Here is a 13,177-nt window from a genome sequence, read left to right as displayed (position 1 = left end):
ACAAAATGCTGGAACGTTCTGGTCTTGTTTTTTAGAGCCGTCTCCTCCGAAAAGGTTTTTGGAACGGCTAATTCCTTTATAGACGATTGGCGATCAGGTGGCGCCGGTTTCTTTATGCCGGTTGATTTCAACGGTGACGTGCGCGAGTTCCTCGTGGATGCTCAAGCGCTGGCGTATCGCTTCGGCGTCGATTTCTTCCGAGGCGGTAAGCGAGAGAATGCAGGCATATTTGCCGCGTCCCACGCGCCAGATGTGCAGATCGGTGAGTTCGGCCGATTCGGGGAGTTCGCCGATGACTTCGCGCACTTCCGCGACGACCGGCGCATCCATCTCGGCATCGAGCAGCACGCGGCCGGTGTCGCGCAAGAGGCCGTAGGCCCACACGGCGACAAGGATGGCGCCGATGATCCCCATGGCCGGGTCGAGCCAGGCGGCTCCCCAAAACTTGCCGCCGAAGAGGGCGATGATGGCCAGCGCCGACGTCGCGGCGTCGGTGATGACGTGAATGTAGGCCGAACGGAGATTCAGGTCGTGGTGATGCGCGTGGTCGTGGTGATTCGTGTGATCTTCGGCGTGGTGGTGATGCTGGTGCGTATCGCGCAACAACCAGGCGCAGGCCAGATTGACGAGCAGGCCGATGACGGCAATGGCAATGGCCTCGTCGTAATGAATGTCGGAGGGAGAGATCAGTCGTTCGACCGACTGGAACAACATCAGGCCGGCGATTGCCACGAGAAAGATCGCACTGGTGTAGCCGCCCAGAATTTCGATTTTCCAGGTGCCGAACGCAAAGCGTGCGTCATGCGCAAAGCGCCGCGCCGCGCCGTAGGCCAGCGCCGATAACCCAAGCGCCAGGGCATGCGAACTCATGTGCCAGCCGTCGGCCAACAGCGCCATCGAATTGAAATACCAGCCGCCGGCGATTTCGGCGACCATGGTGATGGCGGTGAGCACGATGGCCCAGCGCGTGTTTTTTTCCGCCAGCGGGTTGCCTTCGTCGAATACGTGGTGGTGGCAGAGCTTTCCGCCGGATGTAATGGCTTGCATTGCGTTACTCCTGTCGAGACTCTGTTTTATACTATACCCCAGTATATATTATCGCAATGATAAAGGTTCGCAATAAATCAGGAGGAGGGGATATGCCTCACACAGTTAAGGACAAGAAGCAGCTGCTAACGCGCGTGCGTCGCATCAAGGGACAGGCCGAAGCGCTGGAAAAGAATCTGGACATCGGCATGGAGTGCTCGGACATCCTGCAGCAGATCGCGGCTATTCGCGGTGCAGTGAATGGCCTGATGCTCGAAGTGCTTGAAGGCCATCTGCGCGATCATCTCGGCACCGATATTATTCCGCCGGAGCAGCGCAAGGAGGATCTGGAGCAAGTCGTACGTGTTTTGCGCAGCTACCTGAAGTGATGGAAAGGGTGAGTTTTTCAATTTGGCTCACGATGGAGCCGGTATTGCTTGGGAGGAAGAAGGAATGGAACGTTATTTCGTGATTTGCCAGGACGAAGACGGAACGCTGGTATTTGCCACGCATGGCTACTTCACAACGCGAAAGGCGGCGGAAAGCTATGCCAGAACAGTGGCCAGTCGCCGTGAGCCGAAGGTGGTCGTGGCGACGAGCGACTTCTATCAGAAGGATTCCGTGCTGGCCTGCGGCTCGTGATGCCCAGTTCTGCGATTTGAACCGTGGTATTTCAAGGCGGTGTTTTTTTCGTACCACTCGTCTATATTGAAAGCGGAGGCGGGATGCTGACTAGATCCCGGCATCGCCTTCCTCAGAGGCTCAAAGACCGCGGCTGCCGGGCAGCAAAACTTTGGGCCTCTCTGTTTGCCTTTCGTTTATGGGCGCGGGCCACGTTACAGATTTCACGAATCGAGGTGTGCGATGTCTGAATTTTCCGATGTAAACACCCAAAAACTTCTCGCTGACATGAAAACCGTCGTGACTGACGCAGAAGAAATTCTTCAGAAGACGAAGGACAGCGCGGGTGACGAAATTGCCGAAGTGCGTGAGCGGCTTGGCGAGAGTCTTCGTGATGCCAGAGTGCGCTTGGCAGAGGCTCAAGCTGCCCTTGTCGATCATACGAAGGGGGTAGCGTGTACATGCGATCGTTGCGTTCGCGAAAAGCCTTGGCAGGCCGCCGGGATTGCGGCTTGCATCGGTTTGCTGCTTGGCATCGCCATCGGGCGTCGTTGATCGCGCAACTACCGTAACGGTTCGTCTTCTCGGTGATGTACAAACTGTTACGAAAAGGCCAAGTTTGGGCAACAGACGCGATTGTGGGGCGAGTCGTAAGATTCACCTCGTTGCTTCAGCGTCCCCCGCTGACAATGTTTGACCCTCCCTGATCCATCATCACCGATGGAATTTTTATCCCGCGCCACTCGGCGTGGGATTTTTTTTTGGTGCGTCAGGCTGCTGCTTTTCACCTGTCTTTCCCATCGCGATAGCTGCGATGTGGTTTGACCGATTTTGCGGCTGGAGCGAGGACTAACGGATTACTCGCCGGATGACTCCGTTGCAGCTTCGCATGATCCGGTCGTATTCGGCAGGACTGTCGATTTCCTGCTGTTCGGCGTTGGCGCGCTCGATCTCGCGCCGGATGAAGGGGAGCCAGTGTTCCTCGATTTCCGCATTCAGTCTCGCCTGTATCTCGCCTGTTGCGCCAACCCACGGGCCATCGGTGGCAAAGCGCTTGTTCAGCGTTTCTTTCAGCGTCGGGGTGATCTTGTCGAGATGCTTCAGGTAAACCTCGACGTGTTGCAACTCGTGTGCGTGAATTTCACGGTAGGCACAGCTGCCGGGCGGAAATTCGTTCGCGACGTAGACGGTCATCGGGCTGAATCCGTAGCTGACGGTGATTTGCGGGCTGACGCATTCCCAACGCCCGTCCCGGTCGCGCCGTATATGGGCCCGGACATCGAATCTGATTTGCGATTTGGCGCGCGTCAGGCCGAGCACACGTTGGTTGCTTTGCAGTTCTTTGCGGGCGAGGACGGTGATCGACTTGTAGTCGTAAGAGGTATTCAGCGTCACCGGCTCTTCGATCCGGCGCAGGGTGACCGAAGGCGGTGGCAGATCGCCGCACGCTTGTGCATGGGCGGGAAGGGGCTGGGTGAGCAAGCTCAGGAGCAGCAATGTGGCGTATCTCATCCGTCTACCTTCTTGTCATTTTTCCCATTCCGGAATTGGACCCAGATGATGCGCCAGAAAATCCATCAATATGCGGATCCGGTGCGGCACGAGCCGGTTGCTGGGAAGCACGGCGTAAATGCCCAGTTCAGCGATCGGGAAATCGTTCAGTACCTGTCTCACCTGACCGCTGCGTAGCGCTTCGGCGGCAATGAACATCGGCGCGCGGGTGAGCCCGAAGCCGGCGATGGCGGCTTGCAGCAGAACGTCGCCATTGTTGGTCTGCAGGCGGCTGCGTATCGGAAAGGCGTGTGCGCGGCCATCGACGATGAACGGCCACTGGCTGGGTGTTGGCGCGGCGGTGTAGCCGAGGCAGTGGTGGTTGACGAGTTCCGAGGGATGGCGCGGTTCGCCATGCCGGGCCAGATAATCTTCCGACGCGACCACGGCCAGCCGGCTTGTACTGATCCTGCGGGCGATGTCGCTGGTGTCGAGCCGGTCGGTGATGCGCACGGCCAGGTCGATGCCTTCCTCGAACAGCTTGCTGCGCCGGTCGGTGTAATCGACATCGAGCGTAACCTCCGGGTATGTTTTCGCAAATTCGAGCAGAAGCGGACTCAGATGGCGCAGGCCGAAGCTGAGCGGGACGCTCAGGCGGATTGTGCCGCGTGGCGTTTGGTGCTCGCCACCGAGGTCGGTTTCCGCGGATTCGACGAGGGCAAGGATTTCCCGGCACTTTTCCAGATAGGCGGCGCCGGCCGAGGTCAGGGAAAGGTGGCGCGTGCTGCGCGCCAGCAGCTTGACGCGCAGGTGCGATTCGAGGGCGGCGATCTGCCGCGTTACTACCGAGCGGGCAACATTCATCTGCTGCGCGACGGCGGAAAAGCTACCGGCGTTGGCAACCCGCACGAACAAGTGCATGGCATCGATTCGGTCCATTGTTGCTCCATATGCAACCAATAATTGCAGATTGTCATCTATTTTCAGGCGATTTGTTCGGCTACATTGCCGATACGTCGCCGGCAACTGGAACTGGCGCGGAACAAAGGTAGAGATACGACAATCTGATTGCCAGCAGCGCCAAGCGAAAGCGAATCCTGTCCCATGCACTGGAGAAACCGATGAACGAACGCTATACGGGAACTGCCATCACCCTGCATTGGCTGATGGCAGTGCTGCTGATCACGCTGGTCGGTGTCGGCTTTTACATGCAGAACCTGCCTGTTTCACCGTGGAAACTCAAGCTGTATTCCTGGCACAAGTGGGCCGGCATCATTGCTTTTGCGCTGCTTCTCGTGCGCCTTGGCTGGCGTGCTACGCACCGTCCGCCCGAACTTCCCGCCACGATGACCCCGTTGATGCGCCTTGCCGCCCACGCCGGCCACGGCCTGCTTTATCTGCTCATGCTGGCGATTCCGCTGTCGGGCTGGCTGATGAGTTCCGCCAAGGGATTCCAGACGGTGTTCTTCGGCGTGCTGCCGATCCCCGACCTGTTGAGCAAGGATCTTGAGCTGGCGCACACCCTCGGTGAAGTGCATGAGGTGTTGAACTTGCTGCTGATCGCCGTCGTGGCGGGACATGTCCTGGCCGCGCTCAAGCATCATCTGATCGACAAGGACGACGTGCTGACGCGCATGGCGCCGCGTCATGGTTGCCGCCAAGGGTGATACGTCGCTACGCCGATTTTTCATGGAGTCAAAAATGACCAGATTTTCCGTATTCGTTGCCAGTTTTTTGTTTCTCGCCGGAAGTGCCGGCGTGAGTAACATCGCCCATGCCGCGGAGTTGAAAGCCATTCAGCACGACAAAAGCAACCTCACCTTTGTCTACAAGCAGATGAACGTGCCTGTCGAAGGGCGGTTCAAGAAGTTCGCCGGCCAGCTCAGTTTCGACCCGGCCAAGCCGGAGAGCGCGAAGGTCGTGCTCGATATCGACTTGATGGGCATCGACGCCGGCTCGCCGGAAGCCAATGCGGAGGTGGCGGGCAAGGTCTGGTTCAACACGGCGGCTTTTCCGCAGGCGAAATTCGTTTCCAGTAGCTTCAAGCCGCTGGGTGGTAACAAATACGCCGTGACCGGCAAGATGACGCTCAAAGGACGCACGCAGGAGGTTACCGCCCCCTTCACCTTTACCCCGCAAGGCAGCGCCGGCCAGTTCGACGGCGCGCTCGTCCTCAAGCGCGCCGACTTCGCCATCGGCGAAGGGCCGTGGGCCGATTTCGGCACGGTGGCCAACGAGGTGCAGATCAAGTTCCGCCTGTTGGCGCATACGACGGCGAAGTGAGCCGCCTTGCTTTAATCCGCAACATGATCACAAGGAGTCGCCCCATGAAACGCCTCGCCATTCTTTCGCTGTTCGCCGCCCTGTCATTGCCTGTACTGGCGGCGCCGGAAACCTTTGCCGTCGACAGCATGCATACGTTCCCGAGTTTTTCTTACAGCCACTTCGGCTACAGCGTGCAGACCAGCCGCTTCAACAAGACGACGGGCAAGGTCGTGCTCGACAAAGCCGCGAAAACCGGGTCGGTCGAGGTCGTCATCGACATGAAATCGGTCGAGACGGGCTCGATCCTGAACGAGCACATTCAGGGCGAGGATTTCTTCGATACCGCCAAGTATCCGACGGCAACCTTCAAGTCGATCCGCGTGATGTTCGACGGGGATAAACCGGTTGCCGTCGAGGGCAATCTCACCATCAAGGGCGTCACCAAGCCGGTGACGTTGAAAGTGACCGGCTATCAGCTCATGCCGCATCCGATGATGAAGAAGGACGTGCTCGGCGCCAATGCCACGACCACCGTCAAACGCAGCGAGTTCAACGCCGGGAAGTACGCGCCGTACGTCGGCGACGACGTGACCATCACCATCGCGATCGAAGCGATCAAGGAGTAAGGAATCGGCCGGAGGGGGCGAGCGGCCGGCCTTCTGCGAACAGCGCCTGGCCGCCTTGGCGCTCAGGAGTTGAGCGCTCCTGTCGTCGGCAGCGGCATGGCTGTTGCGGCGGCTTCGTGGTTGCCGGCCCGCAAGCGTTCGCGAATCGCGGCGGCGCCGTCCGGCGTCAGACCGCCGAACGTCGCCATCCATTGACACAGCATTTCGGTCGCGGGGACGAAATGGTCCCGCCGGCCTTTGACGCCACGCAGCAGCTGGTTGATCGACGCATCGACAACGGCACACTCTTCATGCGTTTCCGGCCATTGTCCGGTGCTCTCGACGTGGTCTTCGAACGCGCGGGCAGCATCGAGAAGATGCGTCATCGTGCTGCGATCGTAACGCAGAAAGAACTGGAAGCGTGCGTGGTACTCCAGAAATTGCGCCCACATCGTTTCGAAGTCAGCCATCATGCCGACGCTCTGCGCAGCGAACACCATCTGATTGACCAGCCGCTCGGCAAAGGTATTCAAGAAACTCGCGGTATTTCCCTTGCCAACGTTGGTGAATACCATCGCATAGCGGGTATCGATATCCATTGCCAGCACGCACGGCTTGCCGCGCACCTCGATGAGATGGGCCAACCATTGCTGCACATGGCGCGGCGGTTCGCCGTCGGCGTCGATGAGGTGCGGCCCATCTTCCGAAGGGCGCGGAGAAGGCGGTTCGCCCACCAGTCGCACTTGCCCGGTGGGCGCCTTCGGTTCGATGAACTCGGCAAACGCCTTGCTGCAGTTGAAGATGAGCATGTCGTGACGGGCGTCCCGGTTAGCGTTTGAGCTTGGCGAATGCGGCGGCCATCGCCCCGGCCGGTTCCGGTTGCCGGGTCTGTTGCTGCCTGGCCTTGTTCGTCATCGGCACGTTGCCTTTCTTCTGCGCCGGAGCCGCGTCGTCGGTCAGGCGCATGGTCAGCGCGATGCGCTGGCGCGGCAGGTCGACTTCGACAACCTTGACCCGGACCACGTCGCCGGCCTTGACGACTTCGCGCGGGTCCTTGACGAACTTGTTGGCGAGCGCCGAGATGTGCACGAGGCCGTCCTGATGCACACCGATGTCGACGAAGGCGCCGAAGTTGGCGACGTTGGTGACGACGCCTTCGAGGATCATGCCTGGTTGCAGATCCTTCACTTCCTCGACGCCATCCTTGAATACGGCGGTCTTGAACTCGGGGCGCGGGTCGCGGCCGGGTTTTTCGAGTTCCTTGAGGATGTCCTGTACGGTTGGCAGACCGAACTTCTCGTCGGTGTATTTCGTCGGCTGCAGCGACTTGACGAGGCGTGAATCGCCGATCACGTCCTTGATGCCCTTCTTGATGTCGGCCAGGATGCGCTCGACGAGCGGGTAGGCTTCCGGGTGCACCGAGGAGGCGTCGAGCGGGTTGTCGCTGCCGTTGATGCGCAGGAAGCCGGCGGCCTGTTCGAAGGTTTTTTCGCCGAGACGCGGCACCTTGAGCAGCGCCTTGCGGTTCGGGAAGGCGCCGTTTTTGTCGCGGTAACTGACAATGTTCGCGGCCAGCGTGCTGTTGAGTCCGGAAACGCGAGTGAGCAGCGGCGCCGAGGCAGTATTCACATCGACGCCGACGGCGTTAACGCAATCCTCGACGACGGCGTCGAGCGCGCGCGCCAGCTTGGTCTGGCTGACGTCGTGCTGGTACTGGCCGACGCCGATCGACTTGGGATCGATCTTGACGAGTTCGGCGAGCGGGTCTTGCAGGCGGCGGGCGATCGAGACGGCGCCGCGCAGGCTCACGTCCAGCTCGGGGAATTCGCGGGCCGCGTATTCCGAGGCGGAATAGACCGAGGCGCCGGCTTCGGAGACGACGATCTTCGTCATGCGCAGTTCTGGCACCATGCGGATCAGGTCGGCAGCGAGCTTGTCGGTCTCGCGTGAGGCGGTGCCGTTGCCGATGCTGATCAGGTCGACGTTGTGCTTCTTCGCCAGTAGCGCCAGCGTGTGCAGCGCGCCGTCCCAGTCGCGGCGCGGTTCGTGCGGGTAAACGGTGGCGGTGTCGAGCAGCTTGCCGGTGGCGTCGACGACGGCGATCTTGCAGCCGGTGCGGATGCCGGGGTCGATGCCCATGGTGGCGCGCTGGCCCGCTGGGGCGGCCAGCAGCAGGTCGTGCAGGTTGGTGCCGAAAACGCGGATCGCCTCTTCCTCGGCGCGCTCGCGCAGGGCGTTCATCAGGTCGAGTTCGAGGTGCATGAAGACCTTGATGCGCCAGGTCCAGCGCACCGTGTCGGCGAGCCATTTGTCGCCGGCGCGGCCCTGGTCGGTAATGCCGAAATGCTTGGCGATGCGGCCTTCGCAGGGATTGTGTCCGACCGGTTTGTTCGCCTCGTCGAGTTCGGAATCGAGCACCAGCGCAACCTGCAACGCGCCTTCGTTGCGGCCGCGGAAGAGAGCCAGCGCGCGGTGCGACGGAATCGCGGTGACCGGCTCGGAATAGTCGAAATAGTCGCGGAATTTCGCCCCTTCGGTCTCCTTGCCTTCGACGACGGTCGATTTGACGACGCCGTGCTCCTCCAGATACTCGCGCAGCTTGCCGAGCAGGGCGGCGTCCTCCGAAAACTGTTCCATCAGGATTTGCCGGGCGCCGTCGAGCACGGCCTTGGTGTCGGCGAAGCCTGCATCCGTATTGATGAACTTCGCTGCTTCGTCCTCCGGCTTCAACGTCGGATCGGCGAGCAGCGCCTCGGCGAGCGGCGCGATGCCGGCTTCGCGGGCGATCTGCGCCTTGGTGCGGCGCTTTGGCTTGTACGGCAGGTAAAGGTCTTCGAGGCTCTGCTTGGTCTCGGCACCGCTGATTTGCGTGGCGAGTTCCGGAGAGAGCTTCCCCTGTTCGTCGATTGACGCGAGGATCGCGGCGCGGCGCTCTTCGAGTTCGCGCAGATAAGTGAGGCGCTCGTCGAGCGTGCGCAGCTGCGTGTCGTCGATGCCGCCGGTGACTTCCTTGCGGTAGCGGGCGATGAACGGCACGGTGGCGCCTTCGTCGAGCAGCGTGACGGCGGCGAGGACTTGTTCCTTCTTGCAGCCGATTTCTTCGGCGATTTTCAGGATGATGCGGGTTTCGGCGGCGGACATCGGCGTTTGTGGGAAGCGAAAAAAGGGCGAACTATGCGCAATCGGATAAGAAAACTCAAGCGCGCAGCATTTATCCGAGGGCTGGCGCCGATGCGCCACCTTGTCGGTTGCGCGGACTATTCGCTTCGGGTTAAATGGGCCGTTCTATAACCCGGCAGTGCCGCAAGGAAGGGAGTGTCAATGAAAGTCGATATCGAGCGTTTTGGCCTGAAAAACGTCACCGTTGATCCGGAAACCTTATTCACGTTTCCGGAGGGCGTGGCGGCTTTCGAGCATTGCAAGCGTTTCAAGCTGTTCCACGAGGAGGGAAAATCGACGGTTTTCTGGCTGCAAAGCGTCGATGACCCGACCGTGATGTTCCCCATCGTCACTCCCGATTCGATGGATCTGGCCTATGAGATCGAGTTGTCCGATGCCGATTGCGCGTTGATTGAGCTGGACAACCCGGAGGATGTGGCGGTCGTCGTATTCATTTACCGTGATGCAGCGAATGGCGGAAAAATTGCGGCCAATACCCGTTCACCGGTGATCCTGAACCTCAAGAAACGCAAGGGTATGCAGAAAATTCTGCAGAATATCCGCCCGTCCGTGGTGTATCACGCAAGCTGAACGCGCGGGGAAAATAAATCCGCTGCAAACCCGCTACGGTGCCAGGCCGAAGCGGGTTTTTTTGCGCGTATGTTCCGGCGCCGGCCGGCAAATTCGAATTTCGCGTTTTGTGTCTATAGTGAAAGCGGAATGTGGAATGAGCCGTACAAGGCGAATGCCGGTTTCGCTCCGGTTTTCGGAGTCGGTCCGGTCTTCGGATGACAAGGATTCCGCTGCGGTTGCTCGTCTCCGATCGTTCTGGCGACCTTGCCAAGAATCTTTGAGGGAGAAAAGAAATGACCCCGCCTTCACTATTTTGCCGGTGCGCGACAGTGCTTCTTCTTTGTCTCGCCTGCAATGCCGGGCCGCCGGTGGTGCTCGCGGCCGAACCGGAGCGGTCTGCATCCTCAAGTAGCGCGCCAAGCGACAGCGCTCGCACCGCGCCGGAAGATGAAGCGGTTGCCCCGGAGGGGGCAGGCAGGGACAGAGCCGGCGAGGCGAAAGAGAGCACAACGGCGGCGGAGACAAAAGAGAAGTCCCGTCAGCGGGAAGGTGAACGTACCTTCTCGACGCTGCTTCTGCTGGAACTGTTGCGCTGCCATCGATGAAGCGGTCGCCAGAGAGGCCGTGACATATCCCTGTAAAGTCGGGGCGTAATCATCACGCCAAGCGGCTATTTCGCCGGTTGGAGAAGGGACTGCGATGATTACGATCACGGACGACGTGTTTTGCTATCACTGCCGGCGTTACCATCCGGCGGCTGAAATGACCCTTGTCGAGACCAAAGGCGCCAAGCGGTGGCGGTGCCGCAAGAGTCTCGAACATGGCCGGACCAGTCCGGCCCGGCGCGATGACTTCGGGCGCTTGATCACCGAACAGAACCAGCGTATCCGTGCGAGCAGCACCGCCAAAACCATCCCGTATTGCGTCAAGGAAATGCTCGGCTTCGGCGCCGCCTCGACCAGGGAGACGGCATGAAGGTTCTGATTGTGAGCGATGCGTGGGAGCCTCAAGTCAACGGCGTTGTGCGTACGCTACGGATGACGCGGTGGGAACTCGAACGGCGCGGGCACGAAACCGGGCTTATCTCGCCGCAGGAGTTCCGTTCCGTGCCCTGTCCGACCTATCCCGAAATCCGGCTGGCGATGACCACGCCGCGCGCGCTGGCGCGCCGGATCGACTGTTTTTCCCCCGATTGCCTGCACATTGCCACCGAGGGGCCGCTCGGATGGATGGCGCGGCAGATCGCGATCAAGCGCGGCTGGCCGTTTACCACGGCCTACCACAGCCGCTTTCCCGAATACGTCGAAGCCCGTTTCCGGATTCCTGCCGACTGGACGTACCGGCTGCTGCGTCGTTTCCATAACGCCGCACGGTTTACGCTGGCGCCGACGCCAGCCATTGTGGACGACTTGCTGGCGCGCGGTTTTCGCGGCGCTCGTCTTTGGTCGCGCGGTGTCGATCTTGAACTGTTCAGCCACATTGGCGAGCGCGAGAAAACGCCGGGTCGGCCGGTGTTCCTCTATGTTGGCAGGATTGCCGTCGAAAAACAGGTCGATGCATTTCTCGATCTCGATTTGCCGGGCGAGAAATGGGTCGTCGGCGACGGCCCGGAGCGGGCGCGGCTGCAGGCGCGCTATCCGGAAGCGCGCTGGTTTGGCGTGCATAAGGGCGAGTCGCTGGCGCGCCTGTACCGCTCGGCCGATGTGATGGTGTTTCCCAGCGTGACCGATACTTTCGGATTGGTGATTGTCGAATCGATGGCCTGCGGGACGCCGGTCGCGGCGTTTCCCGTGCCGGGGCCGATCGACGTCATCGGCGAATCGGACGGTGGCGTGATGCATTCCGATCTGGGGACGGCCTGCCTGAAGGCGCTCTTTCTGTCGCGGGAAGCGGCCCGGAAAAGAGCCGAGCAATTCTCCTGGCCCGCGGCCACCGAGCAGATGCTGGCGGCGTTGCAGTTGATCCCCGGTCGTTGAGGGTTGCATCTGGGCTGTTAGCGAATCTCAAGATAGAAAGCAGGCTGGTTTTTGCTATCGTGTAGAGAAGGGCCGCGGTTTTTCTTGTCGGTAGTCCGTCATGTTGAAAGCCAAGGATAACCACGTCATTCCGGTGGATTCCGGATCAAGTCCGGAACGACGGATTCTCTCAGGTCGTTTTGATCCATCATGACCACCTGCTGGCGGCTAGGTCGGCTCGCTCAGCTTCTTGCTTGCGATTTGGGGATGCTTGATCGGGGGTGCTATGAATAACCGACAGTCTTTCGCCCTGCTACGCCTTCGGCACCCGATTTTCCACACGGTAGCAATGTTTCTGGCGTTGCTTGGGGCGGTTGGTCCGGCCCTATCGGTCGAGCCCGCCGAATCATCCTTCCAGACCGTCGTTGTTGCCGAAGGGCTTGAACATCCCTGGGGAATGGCTTTCCTGCCCGATGGGCGGATGCTGGTGACCGAGCGCCCCGGGCGCTTGCGCGCGGTGACGGCCGCTGGCCAGCTTGACCCGCGCCCGGTTTCGGGGCTGCCTTCCATCGCCGCCGTCAATCAGGGCGGCTTGCTCGATGTGGCGTTGCACCCCGATTTTGCGAAGAACGGCTGGTTGTATCTTTCTTACGCCGCCCGCGGAACGGGCGGGTATGGGACCGAGGTGTTGCGGGCGCGGCTGGACGGCCATGCATTGCGTGACGTGAAAGTCATCTTCTCGATGCGGCCGAAAACAGTCTCTGGGCATCACTTCGGTTCGCGCCTCGTCTTCGACCGCCAAGGCTATCTCTACATCACGCTCGGCGACCGCGGCGAGATGGAACGGGCGCAACGGCTCGACGACCACGCCGGCTCGGTGATCCGGCTGCACGACGATGGTCGCGTTCCGGTGGGCAACCCGTTCGTCGACCGGCAAGGCGCGCTGCCGGAGAAATACACCTACGGGCACCGTAACATCCAGGGTGCGGCGCTACATCCGGAAAGCGGTCGGCTCTGGATTCACGAGCACGGCCCGCAGGGTGGCGACGAGATCAACATCATCCGGGCCGGCGCGAATTACGGTTGGCCGGTAATCACCCATGGCCGTAATTACGTGACCGGCACGCGGATCGGCGAGGGCACGGCAAAGCCGGGGATGGAACAGCCGCTGCTGCAATGGACGCCGTCCATCGCCCCGTCCGGCATGGCCTTCTATACCGGCGATGAGTTCCCGGCTTGGCGCGGCAGCCTGTTCGTCGGTGCCTTGCGCGGACAGATGCTCGTACGCCTGGAACTGGATGGCGAGCGCGTCGTCAGCGAAGAGCGTTTTCTGGAAGGCAAGGTCGGGCGTATCCGCGACGTTCGCAGCGGGCCGGATGGGCGGATTTACCTTCTGACGGACGAGGCGCGCGGGCGCCTGATCCGCCTCGATCCCGTCCCGGGCACCGGCCGCCTGACTTCGCGCCCTTTGTAAGGAGAAAC

16 protein-coding genes are annotated in these 13,177 nt (G+C 60.7%); 11 read left to right on the top strand and 5 right to left on the bottom strand.

The genetic code is table 11. From position 1 onward, the window contains the following. Positions 1–93 precede the first annotated feature (93 nt). Positions 94–1,047 (bottom strand): CDF family Co(II)/Ni(II) efflux transporter DmeF, encoded by a 954-nt coding sequence (dmeF, locus tag GH659_RS10070; protein WP_153111276.1) that lies wholly within the window; start codon positions 1,045–1,047, stop codon positions 94–96. 92 nt (positions 1,048–1,139) lie between these two features. Here dmeF and GH659_RS10065 point away from each other — a divergent pair, with 92 nt between their 5' ends. From GH659_RS10065 to GH659_RS10055, 3 genes are all read left to right on the top strand, one after another. Continuing rightward, positions 1,140–1,415 (top strand): metal/formaldehyde-sensitive transcriptional repressor, encoded by a 276-nt coding sequence (locus tag GH659_RS10065; protein WP_153111275.1) that lies wholly within the window; start codon positions 1,140–1,142, stop codon positions 1,413–1,415. Between the two features lie 64 nt (positions 1,416–1,479). Continuing rightward, positions 1,480–1,668 (top strand): hypothetical protein, encoded by a 189-nt coding sequence (locus GH659_RS10060; RefSeq protein WP_153111274.1) that lies wholly within the window; start codon positions 1,480–1,482, stop codon positions 1,666–1,668. Between the two features lie 222 nt (positions 1,669–1,890). Continuing rightward, on the top strand, positions 1,891–2,202 hold the full coding sequence (locus tag GH659_RS10055; protein WP_153111273.1) for an ElaB/YgaM/YqjD family protein: 312 nt from the start codon (positions 1,891–1,893) through the stop codon (positions 2,200–2,202). A gap of 294 nt (positions 2,203–2,496) precedes the next feature. Here the strand turns inward: GH659_RS10055 and GH659_RS10050 are convergent, their stop codons facing one another. Beyond that, positions 2,497–3,159 carry a hypothetical protein gene (locus GH659_RS10050; protein ID WP_153111272.1) on the bottom strand — a complete coding sequence of 221 codons (663 nt, stop codon included), beginning with the start codon at positions 3,157–3,159 and terminating at the stop codon, positions 2,497–2,499. Positions 3,160–3,174: 15 nt separating this feature from the next. After that, positions 3,175–4,077 (bottom strand): LysR family transcriptional regulator, encoded by a 903-nt coding sequence (locus tag GH659_RS10045; RefSeq protein WP_153111271.1) that lies wholly within the window; start codon positions 4,075–4,077, stop codon positions 3,175–3,177. Between the two features lie 158 nt (positions 4,078–4,235). Between GH659_RS10045 and GH659_RS10040 the strand changes: the two genes are divergently transcribed. The 3 genes from GH659_RS10040 to GH659_RS10030 are packed head-to-tail and all read left to right on the top strand — an operon-like array spanning position 4,236 to position 6,029. Further along, on the top strand, positions 4,236–4,805 hold the full coding sequence (locus GH659_RS10040; RefSeq protein WP_281349732.1) for a cytochrome b: 570 nt from the start codon (positions 4,236–4,238) through the stop codon (positions 4,803–4,805). 34 nt (positions 4,806–4,839) lie between these two features. Beyond that, a complete protein-coding gene (locus GH659_RS10035) occupies positions 4,840–5,421 on the top strand; it encodes a YceI family protein (RefSeq protein ID WP_153111269.1) in 582 nt (193 codons plus the stop codon). Between the two features lie 44 nt (positions 5,422–5,465). Further along, the gene (locus tag GH659_RS10030) at positions 5,466–6,029 is read left to right on the top strand and encodes a YceI family protein (RefSeq protein ID WP_153111268.1); all 564 of its coding nucleotides are present in this window, start codon (positions 5,466–5,468) and stop codon (positions 6,027–6,029) included. A gap of 62 nt (positions 6,030–6,091) precedes the next feature. Here the strand turns inward: GH659_RS10030 and GH659_RS10025 are convergent, their stop codons facing one another. Both GH659_RS10025 and GH659_RS10020 read right to left on the bottom strand, forming a co-directional pair. Continuing rightward, entirely contained in the window at positions 6,092–6,817 is a 726-nt protein-coding gene (locus GH659_RS10025; protein WP_153111267.1) for a DUF6933 domain-containing protein, read from the bottom strand. A gap of 19 nt (positions 6,818–6,836) precedes the next feature. After that, the gene (locus GH659_RS10020) at positions 6,837–9,149 is read right to left on the bottom strand and encodes a Tex family protein (protein WP_153111266.1); all 2,313 of its coding nucleotides are present in this window, start codon (positions 9,147–9,149) and stop codon (positions 6,837–6,839) included. Positions 9,150–9,329: 180 nt separating this feature from the next. Here GH659_RS10020 and fliW point away from each other — a divergent pair, with 180 nt between their 5' ends. The 5 genes from fliW (at position 9,330) to GH659_RS10000 (ending at position 13,169) form a co-directional block, all read left to right on the top strand. Beyond that, positions 9,330–9,758: a flagellar assembly protein FliW gene (gene fliW / locus GH659_RS10015; RefSeq protein ID WP_153111265.1), complete on the top strand. Its 429-nt coding sequence runs from the start codon at positions 9,330–9,332 to the stop codon at positions 9,756–9,758. A gap of 275 nt (positions 9,759–10,033) precedes the next feature. Then, positions 10,034–10,345: a hypothetical protein gene (locus tag GH659_RS14795; protein ID WP_170285868.1), complete on the top strand. Its 312-nt coding sequence runs from the start codon at positions 10,034–10,036 to the stop codon at positions 10,343–10,345. A 94-nt stretch (positions 10,346–10,439) separates the two neighbouring features. Beyond that, positions 10,440–10,715, top strand: a complete 276-nt coding sequence (locus GH659_RS10010) for a hypothetical protein (RefSeq protein ID WP_153111264.1) — start codon at positions 10,440–10,442, stop codon at positions 10,713–10,715. Then, positions 10,712–11,716: a glycosyltransferase family 4 protein gene (locus tag GH659_RS10005; RefSeq protein ID WP_153111263.1), complete on the top strand. Its 1,005-nt coding sequence runs from the start codon at positions 10,712–10,714 to the stop codon at positions 11,714–11,716. The genes GH659_RS10010 and GH659_RS10005 overlap by 4 nt, the downstream gene beginning before the upstream one ends. Before the next feature lie 265 nt (positions 11,717–11,981). Next, positions 11,982–13,169 carry a PQQ-dependent sugar dehydrogenase gene (locus tag GH659_RS10000; protein ID WP_211364193.1) on the top strand — a complete coding sequence of 396 codons (1,188 nt, stop codon included), beginning with the start codon at positions 11,982–11,984 and terminating at the stop codon, positions 13,167–13,169. Positions 13,170–13,177 lie beyond the last annotated feature (8 nt).

Origin of the sequence: Propionivibrio limicola, from assembly GCF_009469695.1 — a bacterium.
Lineage (GTDB): Bacteria > Pseudomonadota > Gammaproteobacteria > Burkholderiales > Rhodocyclaceae > Propionivibrio > Propionivibrio limicola.
This window is presented reverse-complemented; position numbering and strand designations above follow the sequence as displayed.